The organism is Microcoleus sp. A2-C3 (genome assembly GCF_036706065.1).
Taxonomy (GTDB): Bacteria; Cyanobacteriota; Cyanobacteriia; order Cyanobacteriales; family Microcoleaceae; genus Microcoleus.
In genome coordinates, this window is the sequence record NZ_JAUBVX010000020.1 from 39,954 (window position 1) to 62,241 (window position 22,288).

General features: G+C 46.0%; 19 protein-coding genes. 10 read left to right on the forward strand and 9 right to left on the reverse strand.

Annotated elements, in window-relative coordinates; all coding sequences use genetic code 11:
- The first annotated feature begins 31 nt into the window (after nt 1-31).
- On the forward strand, nt 32-1,114 hold the full coding sequence (gene psbA, locus QUB66_RS13125; protein ID WP_265234471.1) for a photosystem II q(b) protein: 1,083 nt from the start codon (nt 32-34) through the stop codon (nt 1,112-1,114).
- Nucleotides 1,115-1,253: 139 nt separating this feature from the next.
- Nucleotides 1,254-3,002: an apolipoprotein N-acyltransferase gene (gene lnt, locus QUB66_RS13130; protein WP_332968073.1), complete on the forward strand. Its 1,749-nt coding sequence runs from the start codon at nt 1,254-1,256 to the stop codon at nt 3,000-3,002.
- Nucleotides 3,003-3,285: 283 nt separating this feature from the next.
- Here the strand turns inward: lnt and QUB66_RS13135 are convergent, their stop codons facing one another.
- On the reverse strand, nt 3,286-4,191 hold the full coding sequence (locus QUB66_RS13135; RefSeq protein WP_332968072.1) for a bestrophin family protein: 906 nt from the start codon (nt 4,189-4,191) through the stop codon (nt 3,286-3,288).
- A 317-nt stretch (nt 4,192-4,508) separates the two neighbouring features.
- Between QUB66_RS13135 and recJ the strand changes: the two genes are divergently transcribed.
- Nucleotides 4,509-6,584: a single-stranded-DNA-specific exonuclease RecJ gene (recJ, locus tag QUB66_RS13140; protein WP_332968071.1), complete on the forward strand. Its 2,076-nt coding sequence runs from the start codon at nt 4,509-4,511 to the stop codon at nt 6,582-6,584.
- A 235-nt stretch (nt 6,585-6,819) separates the two neighbouring features.
- On the opposite strand, the gene psb30 is transcribed toward recJ, so the two are convergent.
- The gene (gene psb30 / locus QUB66_RS13145; protein WP_265234466.1) at nt 6,820-6,960 is read right to left on the reverse strand and encodes a photosystem II reaction center protein Ycf12/Psb30; all 141 of its coding nucleotides are present in this window, start codon (nt 6,958-6,960) and stop codon (nt 6,820-6,822) included.
- A gap of 214 nt (nt 6,961-7,174) precedes the next feature.
- On the opposite strand from psb30, the gene QUB66_RS13150 reads away from it, so the two are divergent.
- The 3 genes from QUB66_RS13150 (at nt 7,175) to QUB66_RS13160 (ending at nt 8,461) form a co-directional block, all read left to right on the forward strand.
- Nucleotides 7,175-7,543, forward strand: a complete 369-nt coding sequence (locus QUB66_RS13150; RefSeq protein WP_265234465.1) for a YkgJ family cysteine cluster protein — start codon at nt 7,175-7,177, stop codon at nt 7,541-7,543.
- Between the two features lie 75 nt (nt 7,544-7,618).
- On the forward strand, nt 7,619-7,942 hold the full coding sequence (locus tag QUB66_RS13155; protein ID WP_265234464.1) for a hypothetical protein: 324 nt from the start codon (nt 7,619-7,621) through the stop codon (nt 7,940-7,942).
- A 231-nt stretch (nt 7,943-8,173) separates the two neighbouring features.
- Nucleotides 8,174-8,461 (forward strand): YggT family protein, encoded by a 288-nt coding sequence (locus QUB66_RS13160; RefSeq protein ID WP_265234463.1) that lies wholly within the window; start codon nt 8,174-8,176, stop codon nt 8,459-8,461.
- Nucleotides 8,462-8,834: 373 nt separating this feature from the next.
- On the opposite strand, the gene QUB66_RS13165 is transcribed toward QUB66_RS13160, so the two are convergent.
- From QUB66_RS13165 to QUB66_RS13190, 6 genes are all read right to left on the reverse strand, one after another.
- Entirely contained in the window at nt 8,835-9,266 is a 432-nt protein-coding gene (locus tag QUB66_RS13165) for a hypothetical protein (protein WP_265234462.1), read from the reverse strand.
- A 115-nt stretch (nt 9,267-9,381) separates the two neighbouring features.
- Nucleotides 9,382-10,269, reverse strand: coding sequence for a shikimate dehydrogenase (locus QUB66_RS13170; protein WP_332968069.1), 888 nt, complete (start codon nt 10,267-10,269; stop codon nt 9,382-9,384).
- A 291-nt stretch (nt 10,270-10,560) separates the two neighbouring features.
- Complete coding sequence (locus QUB66_RS13175) at nt 10,561-11,118, reverse strand: HPP family protein (protein WP_332968067.1); 558 nt, start codon at nt 11,116-11,118, stop codon at nt 10,561-10,563.
- A gap of 659 nt (nt 11,119-11,777) precedes the next feature.
- Complete coding sequence (locus tag QUB66_RS13180) at nt 11,778-13,154, reverse strand: P-loop NTPase fold protein (protein WP_332968066.1); 1,377 nt, start codon at nt 13,152-13,154, stop codon at nt 11,778-11,780.
- A gap of 733 nt (nt 13,155-13,887) precedes the next feature.
- Complete coding sequence (locus QUB66_RS13185; RefSeq protein ID WP_332968065.1) at nt 13,888-14,577, reverse strand: type 1 glutamine amidotransferase domain-containing protein; 690 nt, start codon at nt 14,575-14,577, stop codon at nt 13,888-13,890.
- Nucleotides 14,578-14,676: 99 nt separating this feature from the next.
- On the reverse strand, nt 14,677-14,799 hold the full coding sequence (locus QUB66_RS13190; protein WP_332968064.1) for a hypothetical protein: 123 nt from the start codon (nt 14,797-14,799) through the stop codon (nt 14,677-14,679).
- Between QUB66_RS13190 and QUB66_RS13195 the strand changes: the two genes are divergently transcribed.
- Together QUB66_RS13195 and QUB66_RS13200 are read left to right on the forward strand one after the other, a co-directional pair.
- Nucleotides 14,798-15,688, forward strand: a complete 891-nt coding sequence (locus QUB66_RS13195) for a LysR family transcriptional regulator (protein ID WP_332968063.1) — start codon at nt 14,798-14,800, stop codon at nt 15,686-15,688. The two genes, QUB66_RS13190 and QUB66_RS13195, sit on opposite strands and share 2 nt — an antisense overlap.
- 49 nt (nt 15,689-15,737) lie before the next feature.
- A complete protein-coding gene (locus QUB66_RS13200; RefSeq protein WP_332968061.1) occupies nt 15,738-16,376 on the forward strand; it encodes a Uma2 family endonuclease in 639 nt (212 codons plus the stop codon).
- Between the two features lie 284 nt (nt 16,377-16,660).
- Here the strand turns inward: QUB66_RS13200 and QUB66_RS13205 are convergent, their stop codons facing one another.
- Nucleotides 16,661-19,441 carry a phycobilisome rod-core linker polypeptide gene (locus QUB66_RS13205; protein WP_332968059.1) on the reverse strand — a complete coding sequence of 927 codons (2,781 nt, stop codon included), beginning with the start codon at nt 19,439-19,441 and terminating at the stop codon, nt 16,661-16,663.
- A 757-nt stretch (nt 19,442-20,198) separates the two neighbouring features.
- Here QUB66_RS13205 and QUB66_RS13210 point away from each other — a divergent pair.
- Both QUB66_RS13210 and QUB66_RS13215 read left to right on the forward strand, forming a co-directional pair.
- Nucleotides 20,199-21,383 carry a class I SAM-dependent methyltransferase gene (locus QUB66_RS13210; RefSeq protein ID WP_332968057.1) on the forward strand — a complete coding sequence of 395 codons (1,185 nt, stop codon included), beginning with the start codon at nt 20,199-20,201 and terminating at the stop codon, nt 21,381-21,383.
- A 104-nt stretch (nt 21,384-21,487) separates the two neighbouring features.
- Nucleotides 21,488-22,231 carry a HepT-like ribonuclease domain-containing protein gene (locus QUB66_RS13215; protein WP_332968056.1) on the forward strand — a complete coding sequence of 248 codons (744 nt, stop codon included), beginning with the start codon at nt 21,488-21,490 and terminating at the stop codon, nt 22,229-22,231.
- Nucleotides 22,232-22,288: the final 57 nt, after the last annotated feature.

Genomic DNA, 22,288 nt, shown 5'->3' on the forward strand with positions numbered 1-22,288 from the left:
TTGAAAATTCAATTAAGCAATCATAAAACAAATGACAACAACCGTACAGCGCAGCGAAAGCGGCAACGTTTGGGAACGGTTCTGCGAGTGGGTAACTAGCACCGATAACCGGATTTATGTGGGCTGGTTCGGGACGATCATGATCCCGACTCTGCTGACCGCCACCACCTGCTACATCATCGCCTTCATCGCAGCTCCTCCTGTAGATATCGACGGCATCCGCGAACCAGTTGCAGGTTCCTTGATGTTCGGTAACAACCTGATCAGTGGTGCTGTCGTTCCTTCATCGAATGCGATCGGGCTTCACTTCTATCCCATCTGGGAAGCAGCCTCTTTAGACGAATGGTTGTACAACGGCGGCCCTTACCAGCTCGTCATTTTCCACTTCCTCATCGGCATTTTTTGCTACATGGGTCGTCAGTGGGAACTGAGCTATCGCTTAGGAATGCGTCCTTGGATCTGCGTGGCTTACTCCGCACCTGTGGCATCTGCTACCGCAGTATTCTTGATTTATCCGATCGGACAAGGCAGCTTTTCTGACGGTATGCCCCTGGGAATCAGTGGCACATTCAACTTCATGATCGTGTTCCAAGCCGAGCACAACATCCTGATGCACCCCTTCCATATGTTGGGAGTAGCTGGTGTATTCGGCGGTGCACTGTTCTCTGCCATGCACGGTTCTCTCGTTACCTCTTCTTTGGTTCGCGAAACAACCGAAACCGAATCTTTGAACTACGGTTACAAATTCGGTCAAGAAGAAGAAACCTACAACATCGTTGCAGCCCACGGCTACTTCGGTCGTTTAATTTTCCAATATGCCAGCTTTAACAACAGCCGTTCTTTGCACTTCTTGTTAGGTGCGTGGCCAGTTGTCGGCATCTGGTTTACCGCTTTAGGTATTTCCACGATGGCATTTAACCTCAACGGTTTCAACTTCAACCAATCGATTATCGACTCCCAAGGTCGCGTCATCAACACCTGGGCGGATGTGATCAACCGCGCCAACTTGGGTATGGAAGTAATGCACGAGCGCAACGCTCACAACTTCCCCCTCGACTTGGCCGCCGGTGAAGTCACCCCAGTAGCAATGGTTGCTCCTGCCATCAACGGCTAAATTTAGCTGTTGATTAACAAAAAGCGCTCTCTCCAAATGAGGGCGCTTTTTGTTTGGGTAAGTATAATTTAAGAGATTTCCTTCTGGCTGATTAATCTGATATATTGATTAGGCATTATTATTTTTAGCAATTATCAAAGTGACGATATTTAACAGGCTTAAATTTGAAAAACTCGCAGTTCATAAATCTCAAATATTAGGCCCGGCGATCGCACTTTTCAGCGGCATTTCGATGGCATTGACAACAGCACCATTCAATGCTTGGCCGTTGGCATGGATTGCATTAGTTCCCCTGTGGGTTATGGTTGTCAGTTATCAACGGCCAATAATCACAGAAAAAAAACAAAAATTTCTTCCTTCTTTTTTATTCCTTCTTCCTTCTTCCTTCTTCCTTCTTCCCGTACTGTGGGGAATTGGCTATCACGGATTAGCCTTATCTTGGATTATGGGAATACACCCCATGACTTGGTTGGGTGTTCCTTGGTGGCCGAGTTTGGCGATCGCACTTTTTTGCTGGACATTCATCACCCTTTGGGGAGCCGCATTAGTCACCGTTTGGGCGTGGCTATTTGCGATCGTAATTCCAAAAATTAGTGGCACAGGCATCTTCCCTGTGATTTCCCCAAAAATTAGTGGCACAGGCATCTTGCCTATAACTCGCGTTTTAATTGGCACAGCTTTGTGGTGCGCCTTAGAAAGTATTTGGAGTACAGGTTCGCTGTGGTGGACATCACTATCATACACCCAAAGCCCGCACAATTTACCAATATTGCACCTCGGTCAACTCTCTGGCCCTGCCACAGTAACAGCCGCCATTGTAGCAGTAAATGGCTTAATTGCCGAAGCTTTTATTGAAGGAAGAAGGAAGAAGGAAGAGGGAAGAAGCAAGAGGGAAGAAGCAAGAGGGAAGAAGCAAGAGGGAAAACGAGAGAAGGAAGAAGCAAGAGGGAAAAATTGGATAGCTTATATTTTGCCTGCGGGTTTGTTTTTAGTTTTGCATATTGTCGGCTGGAGTTTATACAATCGCCCCTTAATTCAAGAAGCCGGAACAGCATTAAAAATTGGGATTATTCAAGGCAATATTCCTAACGAAATTAAGTTTGACTCAGGGGGCTGGCGGCGCGCTTTGGAAGGTTACACCGCTGGATACAAAGAGTTAGCAGACAGAAACGTCGATGCTGTGTTAATTCCAGAGACCGCTTTGCCTTTTATTTGGACAAATGAATATCAGCGTTCCACTCTTTCCTTTTATCAAGCTATTCTCGAACGCGGTGTAGTGGCTTGGGTTGGAGGATTTGGACAAGAAGAAAACGGTCTCACTAATAGCTTATTGGCGATCGACAAAACAGGAGCAATTGTCGGCCGCTACGATAAACTAAAGCTAGTGCCTTTAGGCGAATACATCCCTTTTTACGAAATTTTAGGCGGGATTATAAATCGGCTGTCACCCTTAGATGCTCGTTTAATACCAGGAAACTCAAAACAATTGTTTGATACGCCATTTGGCCGCGCCATTGTCGGAATTTGTTACGATTCCGCCTTTGCTGAAAATTTCCGATATCAAGCAGCACAGCGAGGCGAATTTATGATTACAGCTTCCAACAATGCCCATTACAAACCGCCGATGCTGGCCCAACATCACGCCCTCGATGTGATGCGCGCAATTGAAACAGATAGATGGGCAGTTATCGCAACTAATACGGGGTACTCTGCTTTTGTAAATCCTCACGGCGAGACGGTTTGGAAGTCGGGACTGAATACCTACGAAGTCCAAGATGCTACTATTTATCGGCGGAAAACTCGGACTTTGTACGTGCGCTGGGGAGATTGGCTGACGCCTTTATTGTTGGTTGTAGCTGGGTTGATGCGGTTAATTGTTAGAAATTAATGTCATACAATTTATAACAAATTTTGCGACAATAGACAAGATTGCACTCACTATCCTATCTTAAAAATATCTGCGTTTATCTGTGTTTATCTGCCTAAAATCTGCGGTTGATCTATCCCGTGATTTATGCAAGAGGTGTCATCAAATTATTGGCTTTGTTGACTCAATCTTGTACGCACAGGTGTGTCGCTCGATCAATTATCCATTTTATTCGGTAATTTTTAATAGCGACGCACCCTACAGTTACTAATGACTAATGACTAATGACTAATGACTAATAATTCTACTTATCTTTCACCTGTTCGTGAACGCTAGGAGATAAAGTAGTTAAATCGTCGATATTCCGCTGCATGGCAGCACAAATATTCTCCAAAGGCAAATCATTGGTATCATGCCCGAAGGGATTTTCAATTTCAATCCCGATTTCTTCGATGCCGAACAAAGTAAAACTAATTAAAGCCGCTACAGGGCCGGTTCCCCAAGTCAAATCCTTCACCATTTGAAAGGGTAGTGCCAAACAGTAAAGTAACAATAGCTGCTTCAGGTGAATCGTGTAAGCCAAAGGGATAGGTGTCTTCAAAATCCGCTCGCAGCCACCTAATACATTAATCATAGAGCTGAGCAACTCCTTCATAGAAGTTAACTGATAGACATCGAGGCAATTGCGCTCGTACTGATTGTGCAAATAATCCTCAATCCAAAAGGCAATTTCTAGCGGCGGATTGTTCATCGACTTGAGCTTTTGATATTGCGATGGGGACATCAACGGCTCCAATTCTGAATTTATTGATTCTTGGCGCAAGTGCAATTTCATCGATACTGCAAAGGCAGGTAACAGGCGCAGAGCTAACTTTTTTTTAGCGCTATCCTGCGGGTCTTTTTCTTCAATTGCTACCCAAATTTGTCGCGCTAAATTGCGGACGTTATTAACTAAAGTTCCCCACAGTTTTCTACCTTCCCAAAATCTTTCGTAGGCTGTATTTGTCCGAAAAACTAACAGTAAACCCAACACAATACTCGGTACAATACTAGATAAAATGGGCAAGGAAACTGGCCATTTCAAAAAGTTCAGCAGGGAAATAAAAAGTCCAAAGCCGCCGCACAGTAAAACCCGGGGCCAGATTGAGGGAATGACGGAGCCGCGAAGCTGTAATGCAATTTTAAACCAAGACGGTCGATCGACATTCATGCAATTCTCCTCATAAAATTAAATCAGTCGTCTGCGCCCAAAGTATTTTCGATTGGCGATGGACAAGGGCAGATGCAATCTGGGGGTTGGAACTTTGGTCTAAAATTAGGGGCTCTTCACGACTTCTATCGGGCGCTGGTATCCCTATTTGCGTGCGGTGAGGGCTTCCGAAAAAAGCTTTCCTACAAACAACCTTTGGATTTTACCCAAAAAATTCATCTTTAGGATCGATCTAAAATCTAAAATATAAAATTGATTAACTGATTGATGCACTTAATTCGGTAAGATTGGTTATGTATCTTTAGACCTCAGCTTCCGTGCAAGAGCTACCGACATCTTTGCCCCCGAATTCTCCCCGATTGCCCAACCAACGGTGGCAAATTTATTCGCCTCAACCGCAGCAAGCCGAACAGTTTGCCGCAGAAATCGGTTTGTCGTCTTTGCTAGCACAGGTACTGATTAACCGGGGCATCGATTCTCTGGAAGAAGTGCAGGGGTTTATCGAACCGGAATCTCTGGTTTTGCCCGCGCCAATGGATGAGTTTCCCGATTTGGCTGCGAGTGTCAAATTGTTGCGGGAGGCGATTTCGGGAGGGCAGAAAATTGCGATTTGCGGCGATTACGATGCTGACGGGATGACGAGCACGGCTTTGTTGCTGCGAGCTCTGAGGGCTCTGGGGGCGAAGGTGGATTATGCTATTCCCAGCCGGATGCGGGAAGGTTACGGGATTAACGATCGCATTGTAGAAGAATTTCACGCCGAGGGTGTGGCTCTGATTCTCACGGTAGACAACGGCATTGCAGCTTACGGCCCGGTGGCGAGAGCGCGAGAACTCGGTGTTAAAGTTATTATTACAGACCACCACGATTTGCCGCCAAAACTACCGCCTGCGGATGCTATTCTCAACCCAAAATTAATTGCGGAATCTTCGCCTTATCGCGGTTTGGCTGGGGTAGGTGTTGCCTATGTTTTGGCGATTACTTTGGCTCAAGATTTGAATAAAGTTGGCGGGTTGGTGAATCCGCTGCTAGAGTTATTTACTTTGGGAACTATTGCGGATTTAGCTCCTTTGACTGGGGTTAATCGCCGCTGGGTAAAGCGGGGTTTGCGACTTTTGCCTCACTCGCAATTAGCTGGCGTTCAAGCTTTGATTCAGGTGGCCGGAGTGCAGGCGGGAAGTGCGGAAAGTTTACCTCTTTTTAATTCAAAAAGTCAAGCTAATAATACGTTAAAGCCTGAAGATATTGGTTTTCGGCTGGGGCCGCGAATTAATGCTGTGGGGCGGCTGGCTGATCCTCAAATTGTGATCGAGTTGCTGACGACGGACGATCGCGAATTGGCTCTCAAAAACGCCATGCAGTGCGAACAAATCAATCAGCGCCGGCAGGAATTGTGCCAGGAAATTGAGCAAGAAGCGATCGCCTGGTGCGAGAAAAGTGCGATAAATTTACAGCAGGAACGGGTGTTAGTTGTGGTGCAACCCGGTTGGCACCACGGGGTGATCGGGATTGTGGCTTCTCGGTTGCTGGAACGTTATGGCGTACCCGTTTTTATCGGTACTTTTGAGGATGAGGGTGGCGAAACGGCTAATATCATCCGGGGATCGGCGAGGGGAATTCCTGAGTTTAATGTATTTGACGGGCTGAATTTTTGCGCGGATTTATTAACTAAATTTGGCGGACATAAAGCGGCTGGCGGTTTTTCTATGCCGGCCCATAATCTCGAACAATTTCGCCATCAACTGTCAGTTTTTGCCAATCAATGTTTGCAGCCGGAACACCTCAAGCCGCTGGTTTCTGTAGATGTGCGAGCGGATTTGGCTGAGATTAATCTCGATCTTTACCGACAAATTGATGCTTTGGAACCTTGCGGAATTGAAAATAAGGCTCCTGTATTTTGGACTCCTAATGTTTGCATTACTGAACAGAAAATTGTGGGTAAAGGAGGCCACGTTAAACTAACTGCAACTCAAGATGAAAAAGGCTCGGCTAGTGTGAAGGGGATTGCTTGGCGTTGGGGGGAATATTTTCCTTTGCCTCGGCGGGTTGATATTGCTTACCGATTGCGGGAAAATAGTTTTAATGGCAGGACTTCGGTTGAGTTAGAATTGTTGGGTGTCCGTTTGCCTGCAAGTGCTGCGAGTTCGAGGCGGCAGGTTTTTGGAAAAGTTGAGTTTGATTATTGCGATCGCACTTATTCTTGCAGTCTGTCTCCCACCGGTTCTCAAGAGGAATTGAGAATTCGCAACTCTCAAGGACAAGTTTTGGCTGTTGCACCCGGACAACATATCGGTTTGTTGGGGAACTCCCGTCAGGATGCTAAAGAAGTCGATGTATCTCTACCTTTTTTTGAGAATTTGATTCAAACGGCTAAACACGCCCTCGGCATTTGATATCAAATCCTCTGTTCATCGGAATTATTCATCTCTCTGATCTCCCTCTGTGTTCTCTGCGTTCTCTGTGGTTAAATCACCTGACGATGCAACCGGAAACGATATGATAGCGGTATTTGAGCGGAAATCTAGTGCAGCAGGGAAAATCAGCGAAAATTGGCGATCGAGCTTTGGGAATTTTGCATCACATTTAAAAATCAAAACTCCCAACCATCGATCGCCAGCCGTGCTACAATTACAAGTCGCCGCCTTTAGCAGCCAATAGAAAAATCACGATCGGGCCCGAAAGCACGACTGCTGCAAGTAAAGCTACCTGAATAATCAGTTGGTAGTTTACACCGCCCAGGCCGCTGAAAAGATCGGTTATAAAGTCCATGTGTCCTCCTACTGTATTGATTAAGTCTAGATTGTTGATTAGAAAATCCGCTTCTGATTTTACCGGGCGATCGGCCCTATTTTTTAAGGAAGTTTACAAAATTCAACAAAATGTAAAGAACGATCGACCTCCCATTCACAGGGAACCGGGGAATTAATGCCCGTTGTCGGAGTGTTCCCAATCTAAAATCTAAAATCTAAAATCGAACGAAACTATGACTACTTGGCGTTGCATAAAGCAGTGCGGTGCTTGTTGTTACCTAGAACCAACAGAGCGCCCAGACTTAGACGAGTATTTATCTGAAGAGGAATTAGGAACCTACTTGAGCTTAGTCGGAGATGACGGTTGGTGTATCAATTTTGACAAGAAAACGCGAGAATGCGGAATTTATGACGATCGACCCCGCTTTTGCCGGGTAGACGAGGGGGTGTTTCAGGATATGTACGGCATTGAGCCTGCTGAATTGAACGATTTCGCGATCGACTGCTGCTTAGAGCACATTGAAGACCTTTATGGCGATCGATCTTTGGAGATGATCCGCTTTAACCAAGAAGTCGGAATTATCGCCTTACCAGGCAATTAACGATCTCCCGGTCGATCGCTCCAGAGAGTGTCAAAATAGACAAATCAAGGAAATATCGCGCAGTTGAGTTGAGCAATGAGCAATCGAGAGGGTTTTACAGGCGGATTTATTGCCGGAGCCGCAGTTGGGGGCTTGGTGGGGGCAGTTTTGGGCGCGGTGCTGTCGCGGCGCGCTGCTGAAGCTTTGCTGAGTGAACCTTCCGACGCCAACGCAAGAAAGATGCGCCAGAGGAAAGCCAGCCAACTCGAAGCCGAAGGGATGGAAGTAGCAAGGCTGAGTTTGGAAGATAAAATTGCCCAGCTAAATCAGGCAATTGATGACGTGCGGCTGCAACTCGGCGATGTCAACGGGAACGCGCCAGCCCACAACAGCGAAGGTTCGATCGCCAAAGACTCCTGAATCTATGAAAGATTTTAGAGTAGTCTGGGAGTAGAATGCGGGCGATCGACCAACTGTCGCACATTTCTTTCTTCATTTTTCGCGATCGAAGGGGAAGCGACAAGGAACAAGGAACAACAAAAATGCTCCTCTTCTGCCACTCCCTCACTCTCCCCCTTTCCCCCAGCTATGCTAAACTTAAAGCTAAAGTTAAAGTGTTTGTAAACTTTACTCAAACTTTCAGCACAATATATGAGTTATTCCATAGGCCTGTTGGCTACCACGCTGTCCACATTTGTGCAAATCTATGTAGCACTAATGATTGTTAGGGTGCTGTTGAGCTGGTTCCCCAATATCAATTGGTACGACCCCCCGTTTTCGATTTTGAGTCAGTTAACAGACCCTTACTTGAATTTATTCCGTTCGATTATCCCCCCCCTAGGAGGGATTGACTTTTCACCGCTGATTGCCTTTTTTGTCCTTCAGTTCGGCTCGGAATTCTTGATCCGTCTTTTGAGCAGCTTGCAAACAGCCTTGTAGTTGGAAAGCTTAAGTTTTTAAACATATAGGCTAAATTGTTTAACAAACCTAGCTGCCGGCCACTAAAATTAAGATTTGAGATTTTTAAATTAACTCGCCGGTTGAAAAGCCGGGGAGTTAATTGTACATTAGATCTCAATACGGTTCAGTTAGAAGTTGTCCGAAGAGAGGAACGAAGCAATCGCAGTATCTGTTTTTCACTCTTGTTTTCCCGACTGGACTGTTTGAGCTGAACTGTATTGTGTTAGATATAACCAATTGAAAGCAACTGAACAATCTAAAATCTACAATCAGAAATCGAAAACTGCATCGCAGTTTCTCAACAGCCAACCCAAAATCTCAAATCAGCAATCTAAAATCTCCAATAGTTTGATTAGCGACGAACCACACCACTAAAACCTGTAGCTTTAAATTGCTTGAGCTGCAAAGGTGTTCGCTGATTGGCAGCAACCGAAATTCTGAGCTGAAAATCGCTAATTCCGGGAGGAACTTCTTCGATAGATCCCAAGCGAGTGCGGTTTTGCATCACCGGATTTTCATCTGCATCATAAATACGTCCGAAAATATCAGCATCAAAAACAGGTTTGCCACTACTATTTTCAGCTTTCCCTGTAATCAAAAAGCAGTTAGCTTCCATAGAACTGCCGCTGGTAACTGTTCCTTCTGCCATTTCTGCCGGACATTCGCGATAAGAAAGATCTGAAAGTTTGATCTGTGTCAGAGCCCAAGCCGGTGGAGTGTATACCAAACTAAAAATTGCGATCGCGCAAGTGACAAAAAAAAGACTGATAGCTCGAAATTTCATAAGTTGCAGCGCAAGTATATTTTAATTCCCAGCTTAGCGCGAATTCATGATCGAATTTTCAACATCTGTAGGGAAAAGGCACTGCGCTGTTTCCCTACCGCGATAGCCAATAGCATCAATCTAAGCATAAATGCTGGCGCAAGGCTTGGCGCATTACATCCACAGGGACGGATTCTGTGTCCAGCCAAATTTTCAAGGCGGCGGCTCCTTGTTGAACTAGCATTTCGAGTCCGTCAATCGGGATAGCCCCCCTCCTCCGCGCATCCTTGAGAAACTGAGTAGGATTCGGAGTGTAAATTAAATCATAGACGATCGCACCTGCGGAAATTCGATCGAGCGCAGCAGCAGAAACCGGCGACTTTTCCCCGTGCGGGTGCATCCCCACAGGAGTCGTATTCACCAGCAAATCCGCCTGCGAAATTAACATGGACAAATTATCCCAACTATGCACCTGCAAATTTTGCACCGGCATCGGAGAATTTACCCAACTGTGATGAAATTCCGCTAAATTTTGGGTGTTGCGCCCGACAACGTGAATTTCGGCACATCCCAATTGAGCGCATCCAGCCACAACAGCCCTCGCCGCGCCACCGTTGCCCAAAATTACCGCTACTTTCTGGCTCCAATCGGAGCCCCCTTTAGGTTGGAAAGCGGGGGTTTGCAGCGGCGCGAGAAAGCCTTCTACGTCGGTATTTGTGCCGCACCAGCCTTTGTCAGTTCGGTAGACCGTATTGACTGCACCGATCGCGCGGGCGATCGGCGAAACCGACGACAGCAGCGGTAAGATGGCTTGTTTGTGCGGAATCGTGATGCTAAATCCCCGAAGGTCGATCGCTGCAAATCCCGCCAGCGCAGCCTTTAAATCCTCTGGTTTTACCGGAAATGGCAGGTAAACAAAATCGACTCCCAAGTGAGCAATAGCAGCATTGTGCATCGCCGGCGACAGAGAATGTGTGACAGGATGACCAATTACTCCGAGCAGTTTAGTAGTGCCTTGAATCATAGTAGTTTGATGTGGAAGGAAATTCGTAAACAGATTTTTAAACCGATTTAAGCGATCGCTTTTGATGGAAGAAGAAAAGAATCAAGAATAATTTTGATAGCGTTATTATAGATTCTTTGGTAATTGTTCAACCAGGCAAAAAAGCGAACCATAAGTAGAGATAGCTGATCAAAAAGGGTTGCGTGCTGCAACCCTCCTAACAGTCTATCTCCTAAATATCTTTGTCACCCGTCCAGAAATTGTATATGAAATTGCGATCGCACTTATAACTTGAACTAATCAGAGACAATGCTATAGCCAATGATTGGGATACGTCCTTTCTTCCGCTAAATTATTAAATATCACAGCGCACAATACCAAGATCATCGATCCCTCAAAAGCAGGTGTTAGCAAAAATTGCCAGTCTGGTTTGGTCATCATGACGACTAACGCAACTGCTCCCGAAGGCGGATGTAGAGTTCGGGTCATCTGCATAACTCCGATCGCACTAGAAACCGCTATCCCCATCGCAAAGGGAGAAGAACCGAAAAAATGCAAAATTATTAAACTGATTAGAGCAGCTAAGAAATTACCCCCAATGACATTCCGGGGTTGAGCCAAGGGGCTGTCAGGGACACCAAAGATTAGAACGCTTGTAGCGCCAAACGGGGCCATTAGTAAAGGAGAATTAGTTTTTACAGAAAGATAGGACGTTGCGGTAATTGCCAAAAAACTACCAATCCAACTCCAAACAATATGTCGGTGATGAGGTCTTTCTATTGGGCAACTCAATGCACACGATTGCCATCTACCAAGGATTTTAAACCAATATCTTTCCCATTTCAGCAGAATTTTTTTAGGGTCAACCATAAACGTTATTTGATAACCGGGCGTTTTAAATTGTTTGAGCCAGCCTCTAATAAAGTTAAGATACCATAACAATTCGTAAAAAAGTAGTTAAACGTACAGATTTTTTGCTTCTATGCCATTTTAGCCGCAGCTCGCAACACGGTTGGAACGGACTAGCAAGTTTTCTCGGTGCAACATACGTTACCGGCCGCGGCACAACTTCACCGGTAGCTCTCCGAGTTATCGGGGTAAAACGAGAGGTTATTGGTAAGGTGCGATACCGAGTAAGCATGAATTGACCGATCGCACCCACGCTTTCGAGCGACCTCTGGTTTAGCGGTGCGATCGCCCTTTTTCGGTCATTCCCGATAAGTTAAGACACTGGCTGCATTTGTCAATCAGTAATAATACTTGAAAAAACTGCCGATCGACAAATCAAGTCTCAATAATCCCCACACATAAGCGGGCGGGGAGTATATCAAACCTTGATTCAGCAACGGCACATATTGTTCTCACTAAATACAGTGCAAAGCATTTAGGAAAACTTGCAGCGGACAATAGTCCGCATCGATCAGTTTTAGAGGTTCGTAGTGATGACTTTAGTCCGCATCGATCATGATTAGGACTTGCATTCCTCTCGATCGAACCAAGTTAATTTTGCACAGTCAATATTTGACAAATCAAAGCTTTTTCGCCACATCTTCAGTTTCGCGAAACTCCTTTGCATCCGCCAAAATCGGATTGACATCAAACCAGTAATCCTCACCGTAACGGTATTCAAACACCCAGAGACTGCGTAACAAAATTTGGTATTTAGTTTCTCCGTTGACAGTTTTGGTAGCGGATACTTGGCGCAGCAAATCCCACTCATCAGCTTCGATCGCCAAAGTAAGCTGGTGGCGGCGCTGAACAATCACATTTTCCAAAGTTTCCCGCGACAGAGGAGGGTCTTGTTTTTGCAGACAGCTATAGAGTAGTTGTAACAAATTTCGGACATGACCCCCGCTAACTCGACACAGGCGATCAAGTGTTTCGGCAGAATCGAAAATTTTGTCAACCAAAGCATAGCGCGCTGATGGTTCCACCGTCGGAAAAGCCCGCGCCAGAACCATCTGTCGCAGCAATTCCACACCCTCTGCACACTCAGAACCGTCATTCAATTGCACCGGCACCATCGGCAAAACCTTCGGATCTACCCCAAAGCGATTGGTCAACTGGCCCAAATCGTTAGAGAAAATCAGCACCAAAGGAATTGTATACACGATGTGGCAATTGAGTCTGGCCAACTGCTCCCCGCGATCGACAAACAGATATTCCGGCTGCAAGCGCCCCGTCGGTTTCGCGCACAGGTGAATGCGATCGAGATTGTCGATAATTACCACAAGTCCCTGTTTACCTTGGCGCTTGAGTTCTTGATTTGCAGGTTCCAGCAACTCCTTATTCAGTGCATCTAAAATTACGTTGGTTCTGGGCTCCAAATATTGCCGCAACTCCGATCGCAAATTCGGAGCATCTTTCGCCTTAGCCGTAATTTTGCCAATACCCAGCGCCAGAGAAAATTCTCCCTCAGTGCTGGCATTTATTTCCCCAAAACCGGGAATATTAGCTTCAGCCCTCAAATCAATTTGAGTTTGAAAAACATCAGCAACCCCCTTAAGCAAAGCTTTAAAACCCGTCGGTTGCAGCTTGATTTGCATTTTCTCAATGCTTTCGCTCACCTGACGAGCAACGCTCAACAAAATGTCAGTAATATCGACATCAGCCATGTCTAAGTCTTTACTCGACTCAAAATAAACAACATGAAATCCTTGCTGCTGCAATTGAGCTTGCAGCCGCAGCAATTCTGTTGATTTGCCAGAGCCGATGTGACCGGTAAATAATTGACAAGTAGGCGCATCGGGGGATAGGCGGCTGATGGTACGCTCCAATTGTTCTACGATCGTGCCGCCCCGCACTGAGGAGAAATCGATATAGTATTGTCGGTCTTCTTCATTTGCTACTGCCAGGGTGTAGCTGGGATTGCAGGCTTTATAAAATTTCTGTAAATTTAGTTCCATACCCTGTTCTCTGTTTGATAACATTATGCCCTAATAGCTTCTTCATTTAGCTATTGTATGAATCCGAACAAATTGCCAGTTAATTCTGATGTTTTATTTTCCGGTCAATATCTCGATATAGCTCATACCATTTGAGATTTAATAATTAAAAATTGGGAGCTTGCAAGCGAGTTCCATTTTTTTATGAAAGTCAGATCATTCTTCTTGAAATCATCTGCGTTTATCTCCGTCTATCTGCCTGACATCTACGGTTTTCTCCTAAATCCCAAGATTATGCAATTCAAGTCTAGTTTTGTTTAAAAAAATCGCCTAAAAAGGGAGCTATTACCTATTGACTTTGCTTGATTTTTGAGCTATATTTTAGATAATAGGAGTGGTAACTTCAAATTTAATTTTTCCACTATTCCCATTATCTAATGATACTTCAGAAAAGTTTCAAAGTCAAGCTTTGAGTCCGAAAAAAAAGGCGTTTTTTTTTTAATTTAGTCAAGAAAAATATTTTTGCCATGACTAATTCTAGATTAAGTTGAATAAGTTGAAAATGAGCAGGAATATTCTGAGAGTCAAATCATTTCCTGTGTCCGAAAGGAGAGCATCTGTTTATGCCGATCGCCAATTTGCATCCTAAAATCAAAGACGAACAGTTAGCGGTAATGTTCTCGACTAAAAGCAGCTATTTTAGTACGGTTAACCGAATGTAGAAAGGGCGGACAATTGTAGCCGCCCCGATCGATTATTTAGTCAGTTGATTTTGCATCAATTCTACCATTCGTTCGCCGACACCTCCGGCAGAAGCTGGGTTTTGACCTGTGACAAGTCGATCGCTGGCCACAACACAAACCTCAAAATTAGCAACCTTCGTAAACTTCGCCCCGCGTTCGATTAATTTTGACTCCAGCAAAAACGGCACTATTTCAGTCAATCCCACAGCAGCTTCTTCTTCATTAGTAAAAGCAGCCACAGTCTTGTTAGCAACCAGATATTTGCCATCAGATAACTTAATGTTGACTAACGCGGCCGGCCCGTGACAGACAGCACCCACAATCCCGCCTGCTTCGTAAATAGCAGCCACAATCTCACCAAGTTCCAGATTATCCGCAAAATCCCACATTGTCCCGTGTCCCCCAGCATAGAAAATAGCGCCATATTCTGCCGGGTCAATTTGTGTAGGATTGAGAGTATTTTCGACTCGCGAAACTTGTTCGGAATCGTCTAAAAAAGCCTTATTTAGCGGGTCTTCTAAATCAATCCCAACCATTGGGGCTTTGCCACCTTTGGGACTGACAAAATCTACCATTAATCCAGCACGAGTAAAAGCCTCCAACGGGTGCGTCACCTCCGGGAGATAAAAACCAGTTTCTTTGCCAGTATCGCCCAGTGTATCGTGGCTGGTTAAAACAATCAGAACTTTTTGGCTAGTCATAATTTATTACTTTTGCTGTCAGGTGTTTTTGTCTGTTATTTCATCCTAGGTCGAATTCATCTAAAATACAAATTATAAAATTTTAGAGCAGCTATAAATCTATTTATAGATAAGATGGCGTTTGAAACCATTGTGGTTAATTGTATTTCCTTTCTTCCCTCTTCCTTCTTCCCTCTTCCTTCTTCCTTCTTCCTTCTTCCTTCTTCCTTCTTCCTTCGCCATGATTAACTTTGAATGGTATCGGAGCTTTATCGAGGTTTACCGCGTGGGAACCGTATCAGGTGCCGCCCAAGTTCTCCACCTCACCCAACCCGCTGTCAGCCAACACCTCGCAGCCCTAGAGTCAGCTTTGGGAAATCAATTGTTTCAAAGGACTCCGAGGCGGATGGTGCCCACGGAAGCGGGACAAAGACTGTATACTCAAGTTGCTGGTGCGATCGAGAAACTGGAGTCAGTTCCGCACAAAAACTCCACAGCCGAAATTCCGCAAACCATCAAAATCGGTACACCGCAGGAATTCTTTACTGAACGAATGCTCGATCGACTCCCTACCGAAGAGCGCACTTTTTACACCGTGCAATTTGGGTTAACAACAGAATTAATCCCACAACTCAAAGCCGGAAAACTAGACATTGTAATTGCCACTCAAAAAATTACTTTATCCGATATAGAATATCAATTATTATTCGAGGAAACTTTTTGGCTAGTCGGCCCGCAAAATCTGGAAGTTCCGATTGCCGAAGGAATCAGCCAAGCAGACTTAAATCCCCTCGCTCAATGGCTGCTAACCCAACCGTGGATTGATTACAGCGAAGAATTGCCGATCGCCCGCCGCTTTTGGCGCGTAGTATTTGGCAAAAGAATCGACGTTCAGCCAAAACTAATAATTCCCGATTTAAGAGCAATTAGACAAGCTATAGAATGCGGATTTGGCTTTAGCGTTCTGCCCGATTACTTGTGTGCAAATTCGGTGACAGAAAATCGCTTGATACCTGTGCTTAAACCTACGCAGGCTGTTACTAATCGCATCTGGCTGGCTTTTCGGAAATCTGAAAGACAGTTGCCAAAAATCAAACGGATGTTAGAGATTTGCCAAATCAATGCTAACTAAGTTAGCCTTAGAGTAAACCATCAATATCAATTTCACTTGGAGGTCACTTGTGGTAACATCTGCACCAGAAGCTACAGCAGAACTGCAAAAACCTATTGGCGAACAGCGCGTAGTAATTTGGGGGTTATCTTGGGACGGTTATCTACAAGTTCTCAATGCCTTGCCCCAGTCACGAGGCTGTCGTTTGATCTATGACAACGGGATTCTAGAAATCACCATGCCCTTAGAAGAACACGAATTTTCAAGTCGATTAATCGAGTGTTTTATTCGGACGCTGATTGAACTCATGGGGATGCGGATGAAAACGATGGGCTCAACAACTATGAACTATCCTCTTCTCAAAAAGGGAGCCGAACCAGATAATGCCTACTACATTCAAAATCAACCCCTCGTCAAAGGCCGCAATGTCGATTTTACCAAAGATCCTCCGCCTGATTTAGTGGTGGAAGTAGATATTACTCATACTGATATTGATAAAAACAAATTCTACGCTGCTATTGGTGTACCGGAGTTTTGGCGGTTCAATGGCAAAGTGTGGCGAATTTATCAATTACAGGAGAGCGAGTATATAGAGGTTGAATCGAGTCCTACCTTTCCTCAAGTGCCGAAAGAAAGGCTAATTGCTTTTCTAGAACAGGCAAAAGAAGATGAAATTGCCGCAATACGCGAGCTGCGGGCTTGGTTTTAACGCTGTTTTGAAACACTTAAGTTACTCCTAGTTCGGATAGTCGGACTTTGGAGAAGTCGTCTCGGTTGAGTGTGTCCTCAAAGAACGGGGTTTCTACCCGAATTTTCGATGAAGCAAACAAATCCCACTAGCACACACTCTCCTTCCTCACTCTGCGCCCTCTGCGCCCTCTGCGGTTAAAAACTCCAAATCATACTAAAAAAGGGCTGGTAATTATACCAGCCCTTCAACTAATTTGAGATATTAAATTACAACTAATTTAACATCTCAAACCTCAAAACAATCTAGCTTCTGTCAGTAGCAGTTGCTGGCTCAAAGCTTGGAACCACCAACTCATCATTCTGCTTAGTGAGCTGATTGTACAGCCTTTCAGTATTCGGGAAATTGGCAGCAGGGAGAGTCGGGAAGCGACGGTAAGGAACAGTATCCTCGCCAAACGCTTCGGCATATTCAACAGTGCTCAACATCGCGTTGATAAAGCCCTTAATCCCTTTACTTGCGAGGATTTGGTTGTACGTCCGAATCTCCGCTTGATTGAGAGGAGCGCGGCCCAAGAAGTGCTTGGTTCCCAACTCAATCACCTTAGTATTGGGATAAGGTGCGTAGAACTGTTTCACGTACAGTGGCGAGCAACCCAAAGACTCAATGAACTCCTTGAGATTGATTTCATTGTTACCCAGTTTGCTTTCCAGCGCCGTGAATTCATTCTTCACATACGCATTCATGTCGCGCTCAAAAACTTGACGGTAAGCAGCTTGAATTAAAGTTTTCAAAGCTACTTTGTCTTGAGTTCCAGTCAGCTTGAACACCTTAGTTTGTTCGCGCCGCTTGCTGACACCTTGAACGAGGCGATTTTCTAACTCGATATCGCCGAGATTGCTCGCAACACCAAGTTCGATAAACCGAGGTGTTTCTGTCGCCAGCTCAACGTTGACCTTTTTCTCACCAAAGGAACTCGATCGCATCGTCCGCATCGACAAACCAGCCGCAGTCACGTAGCGCTCGTAGGGGACAGTATCTTCCCCGAAAGCTTCGTTGTACTCCAGAGAATCCATGATGCCGTCAACCAGCGCGTAGAAACCCTTCTTGGCGCAAATGTCAAAGTAAGCGTTCATTTCCTGGCGGCCGTAGGTAGGGCGTCCCAGGAGTCGGCGGTGGATGTACTCGATCGCCTTACAAACGTAGAGCTTGCTCCAGTACATATTGCGGAACACATCAGACTTCGCCAACATCCGAATAAACTCGCGCATCGGAATATCGCCGTTTTCCAGCTTAATTTCCGCCACCTTTTGGCGCTGGCCATCGAAAACATCGCGACCAAACACTTGCAGGTAAGCAGCCCGAATCACCGCTTGGGTGGAGCTTTCGGTAAATTTGACACTGGAAGCACTGCTGTAGCTGCTTGCTGACACACCGCGAATTGATTTTTTATTAGATGTGTAACCACCGGGGAGCTGGTCTAATTTAAAGACCTTGGGGCCGAGAGAGCCGGGAGCCTTGCCACGGGCATCCGGGTTGCTGAGTTGGTTTTCAATACCTGCACCTTGACGGATCAGGATGCGGCGGGTGTCCTTGCCGAAGGGAGCGGGACGGCTCTTGGGGTTGCGAGTTTCTTTCGGGAAAATCGCGCCGAACTGAATTTCTAAGGGGTCGTTACCAACGCCGTAAACGTGCTGGTCTGGTAGCGGCTGGTTGTAGCCGGCAAACAAGGTGATGAACTGAGGAACCTTGCGGAACGGAGCGCTGAAATTGAACAAATCAATTTGCGGGCCCCAGTTGCGGCATTCCTGAGCTTCTTGGCCCAAACCGCGCAGGTAAGGCACTGTTTCTTCGCCGAAGTAGTCGGAATATTCCTGGGAATAAACCATTGCGTCTACGAGGGCTGCCAGGCCCCCTTTAGTGACGATCGCAAAATACTTACTAAATTCCTCACGCGAGCTCAAACCGCGGCCGAGGAAGTGGCGAGCGGCAAGTTCTACAGCGCGGCTGTTGACAAACGGTTCATAGAATTGCTTGCGGTACAGAGGAGATTTACCCAATCGGCGGATAAACTCTTTCATCGAGATTTCGCCGTTTTTGACCTTGGATTCCAGGTCAGAAATGCTTTGGCTGTAAGCGCGGGTAATGTCGCGCTCGAATACTTGGCGGTAAGCTGCTTTGACTATTTCTTGCTTTTCGCCTGACGACAGACCGGTTTTCATCGCGAATTTCGATCGTCTCTCAGCAGCGTTGAAATAGATTTGAGGCAGTTGTAGCCCTTGCTGATCCTTGGTTTCGCGCTGGCGCACCTTGTCTGAAGGTGTGGGAGCTTTGAATTCGGTAATGGCTACGTCGAAATACTGTGCGACGATCGCGCGTCCGGCCTCATCATTCTTGAAATAACCCAAGGATGCAGCCTTCATTTCCTGCATTGCCACAATTGTAGCCGCCGAAGAGCAAGCATTTTCGATAATTTCCCGCAATCCGCGCACGTTCACCGAAATAATGTTCGGGTCGCCAGCGACAATTGCGTAGGTAATGTAGCGCAAAAACCAGCTTAAATCCCGCAGGGATTTAGTCATGTTGCTCGGCCCATAGCGCGAGACATTAATCGGCTGAAAACCTGCTGGGATGGGGCCGTTATTGCCACCGTTAGTAGAAAACAGATTTCCCAAGCCCAATAATCCGCCGCCACCTGAGCCTTTGCCGCCGCCGCCACCTGCGCGACCTTCAACGTAAGTAACAGTTCCCAGTTTCATGCCTTCAGAGACATTCTCCGAACCGCCGCGAGTCGCGCCAGCCATAGCCATCACTGGTTCTGCTGGTCTTTCCAAAAATGCCAGCGGAGAACCGCCGGTAAAAATCCGGTTAGCCGCGCGGGATACGATCAGTTCCGAATTCCTAGTCAGTGTTTCAGAGATTGCGATCCGAAGAGCACCGGAACTGAAATAAGTTGCTAGTTCGCTGAGTTCGCCCCGCTGTAGGAAGCGGTCTTGCTGTTCAGCTTGCGAAATCGTTGCGACTGGTACAGTTTGATATAGTTGCGGACGTGCAACTGAGCTTCCACCACTTGCTTTTACAGTCATTAGACTCTTTCGCTCCCTATCTAAATTATCGTTGCAGCATTTACCCAGACTAACCTTGCCTTCTGATGCAGGTACAACTAGGTATTTTGCTTTGTTTACTTTTTGCCTTGACCTGTCACGAGGTTCGGGCGCTTACTTTCTTAGATTAAAATGTTTTGGTTTCATCTTTCTTCCTGCCGGGAAATGTCCGACCCGAAGACAGGCGCGGGGAAATCCCTCTGCGCTTGCCTCGCCCGTACACCCGTAAAACAAAAAACTCGGCAGGAGAGTTGACGAGTGGGCGATCGCAGCCAGTGCCGTCAATTAAGGAAAAAGAAAATCCAAAATTTTCTTCTGCCTTTTTCTGGGTCTTTTACTTTCTGCCGAAAGATGCTTCCGCTTTACCCGAAAGCTCAGCGGTGGGTGATTGACAGTCCTTGTTTGTTAAAAAGCCTGCCGAGACTTATTGTATAGATTTAAGAGAGCGTATATGAGAAAAAATGATAAGTTTTATTACGCGAAAGCTGTCAGTGCTTGGCTCTCAGGGGTTAGTCGATCGCCTGCTCCCTCTGTTTGAGGCTGGCCCAACTCGTTCCCGACACTCCCATTGCAAGTAACGAAGCAAGAGGAGTGTACCGCGTAGCAGCGCTCGGAGCGAGGTTCTTCAGGTAAGCGAGCGTCCCGCTCGCAGTCCGAAAAAACGCTTTTTACACTCATCGGGATGCTCCCGAAGCTACTGACAACTAATCTCAACACTCACGCAAAGATTGCCTCAACTATGGATACTACGCCTGATATCAGTGCTGCCGTGCGGCGACTCTACGATACTTTCCCTTTCCCACCCGATCCCTTGTCGGATGAACCACCACCAGGTTATAACTGGCGCTGGAGTTGGCCTGATGCTTACAATTTTTGCACCGGCCAAAAGCCGCCAAAACTCGATATTCGGATTTTAGATGCTGGCTGTGGTACTGGTTCGAGCACGGATTATCTGATTCACCTCAATCCTGAAGCGTCGGTAACGGCGATCGACCTTAGTTCGGGTGCTTTGAATGTAGCACAAGAACGCTGTCGGCGATCCGGCGCGCGCGAAGCCGATTTTCGCCATCTCAGCATCTACGATGCCGATCGACTCGAAGGCGAGTTTGATTTGATCAACTGCGTGGGAGTGCTGCACCACTTGCCCGATCCGATTCGCGGCATTCAAGCGCTGGCGGCGAAGTTGGCGGCGGGCGGTTTGATGCACGTTTTTGTCTATGCTGAGCTCGGACGCTGGGAGATTCAATTGATGCAAAGGGCGATCGCACTTCTGCAAGGAAACCACAAAGGCGACTATGCCGATGGAGTCAAAGTCGGCCGTCAAATCTTTGCTTCTTTACCAGAAAACAACCGTCTTGTCAAGTACGAAAAACAGCGTTGGGCAGGAGAAAATCAGCGGGACGAATGTTTTGCAGATATGTACGTTCACCCGCAGGAAATTGACTACAATATCGAGACTTTGTTCGAGTTGATCGACGCTTCGGGATTGGAATTTCTCGGTTTTTCAAATCCGGGATATTGGCAGTTAGAAAGACTTTTGGGCAAAGCGCCGGAGTTGATGGAAAGAGCTCAGGGTTTGACGGAACGGGAGCTTTATCGATTAATTGAATTGTTGGATACGGAAATCACTCATTACGAGTTTTTCTTGGGTAAAAAGCCTGTTAATAAGATTGATTGGTCGGACGACAAGGCACTGTTGGCGGCAATTCCAGAGTTGAGTGGTTGTATGCACGGTTGGCCGAGCGATCAAGTGTTTGATTGCAACTACCAATTAATCAATTTGTCAAGTGCTGAATTTAAGTTTTTGCAAGGTTGCAATACCGGAACTGTAGGGGAGATTTTGGCGGATGTCGAGATTGGACTGGATGAAGTGCGATCGATCTTATCCAAACAGCTCATTTTGCTAACACCCGGTAAAATCTAAGGGCGGGCAAGATGCCCACCCCACAATCAAATTAGATTTTTGTGGAACAGGCATCTTGCCTGTTCTTGAAAATGGTGAAAAATGTGAGTAAAATCCAAAATCCCATGACTTTTCAATTTCCAACCGTAGTCAAAGAACGTCTTCAGGCATCGCCCTCACAGATAGCCGAATTTTGCCAGCGCTGGAATATTATTGAATTAGCATTATTCGGTTCAATCCTGCGAGATGATTTCCGTCCCGAAAGCGATATAGACATTTTAGCAAGCTTTGCCCCCAACATTGGCTGGAATCTTTTCGACTTTCTTCAAATGCAAGAACAATTAGAAACGATGTTGGGGCGCGACGTAGATTTAACTCACAAACAACAGATTAATAACCCTTTTAGTCGAACAGAAATCCTGCGTACTTGTCACATCATCTACTCTAAAAATCGCACTATTTCCAGTTTTTACTTTTCAATTAAACCAGCAAATCTAACTATGCAAGCAGACAATAGAAATCAGGCTGCCCTCTGGGATATGATAGAGGCAATTAAGCAAATAATGGAGTTTACCGCTAGCTTGTCCTGTGCAGAATACCGAGTAAATAGGATGGTGCAGCGGGCTGTTGAAAGAGAGTTTGAAATTCTCGGCGAGGCTGCTAGGAGAATTTCGGAGGAATTCCGTCAAGCTAATGATGATATTGATTGGCGCAATATTATTAATTTGCGGAATATCATTGCTCATCGGTACGATCGCGTGGAGCCAGACACTCTCTGGAATATCATTGTCACAGTGTTGCCAGGTTTGCTAAGCCAGTTAGAGTTGTTGCTACCACCGCTGCCGCCAGATGTGGAATTACCTGATTGAATCCGTGGCATAAATCCTCCAATCCAAATCCCAAAGGGATTGACAGAGGCCCCCAAA

Bases quoted from the DNA above. Each gene is read 5' to 3' on its own strand.
- QUB66_RS13180 (WP_332968066.1), bottom strand. From the start codon at position 13,154: ATGGAACTAAATTTACAGAAATTTTATAAAGCCTGCAATCCCAGCTAC.
- psb30 (WP_265234466.1), bottom strand. From the start codon at position 6,960: ATGGACTTTATAACCGATCTTTTCAGCGGCCTGGGCGGTGTAAACTAC.
- QUB66_RS13150 (WP_265234465.1), top strand. From the start codon at position 7,175: ATGACTACTTGGCGTTGCATAAAGCAGTGCGGTGCTTGTTGTTACCTA.
- QUB66_RS13190 (WP_332968064.1), bottom strand. From the start codon at position 14,799: ATGGCGAAGGAAGAAGGAAGAAGGAAGAAGGAAGAAGGAAGAAGGAAG.
- QUB66_RS13155 (WP_265234464.1), top strand. From the start codon at position 7,619: ATGAGCAATCGAGAGGGTTTTACAGGCGGATTTATTGCCGGAGCCGCA.
- psbA (WP_265234471.1), top strand. From the start codon at position 32: ATGACAACAACCGTACAGCGCAGCGAAAGCGGCAACGTTTGGGAACGG.
- QUB66_RS13135 (WP_332968072.1), bottom strand. From the start codon at position 4,191: ATGAATGTCGATCGACCGTCTTGGTTTAAAATTGCATTACAGCTTCGC.
- QUB66_RS13165 (WP_265234462.1), bottom strand. From the start codon at position 9,266: ATGAAATTTCGAGCTATCAGTCTTTTTTTTGTCACTTGCGCGATCGCA.
- QUB66_RS13210 (WP_332968057.1), top strand. From the start codon at position 20,199: ATGGATACTACGCCTGATATCAGTGCTGCCGTGCGGCGACTCTACGAT.
- QUB66_RS13170 (WP_332968069.1), bottom strand. From the start codon at position 10,269: ATGATTCAAGGCACTACTAAACTGCTCGGAGTAATTGGTCATCCTGTC.
- QUB66_RS13160 (WP_265234463.1), top strand. From the start codon at position 8,174: ATGAGTTATTCCATAGGCCTGTTGGCTACCACGCTGTCCACATTTGTG.
- QUB66_RS13205 (WP_332968059.1), bottom strand. From the start codon at position 19,441: ATGACTGTAAAAGCAAGTGGTGGAAGCTCAGTTGCACGTCCGCAACTA.
- QUB66_RS13195 (WP_332968063.1), top strand. From the start codon at position 14,798: ATGATTAACTTTGAATGGTATCGGAGCTTTATCGAGGTTTACCGCGTG.
- QUB66_RS13215 (WP_332968056.1), top strand. From the start codon at position 21,488: ATGACTTTTCAATTTCCAACCGTAGTCAAAGAACGTCTTCAGGCATCG.
- QUB66_RS13175 (WP_332968067.1), bottom strand. From the start codon at position 11,118: ATGGTTGACCCTAAAAAAATTCTGCTGAAATGGGAAAGATATTGGTTT.
- QUB66_RS13185 (WP_332968065.1), bottom strand. From the start codon at position 14,577: ATGACTAGCCAAAAAGTTCTGATTGTTTTAACCAGCCACGATACACTG.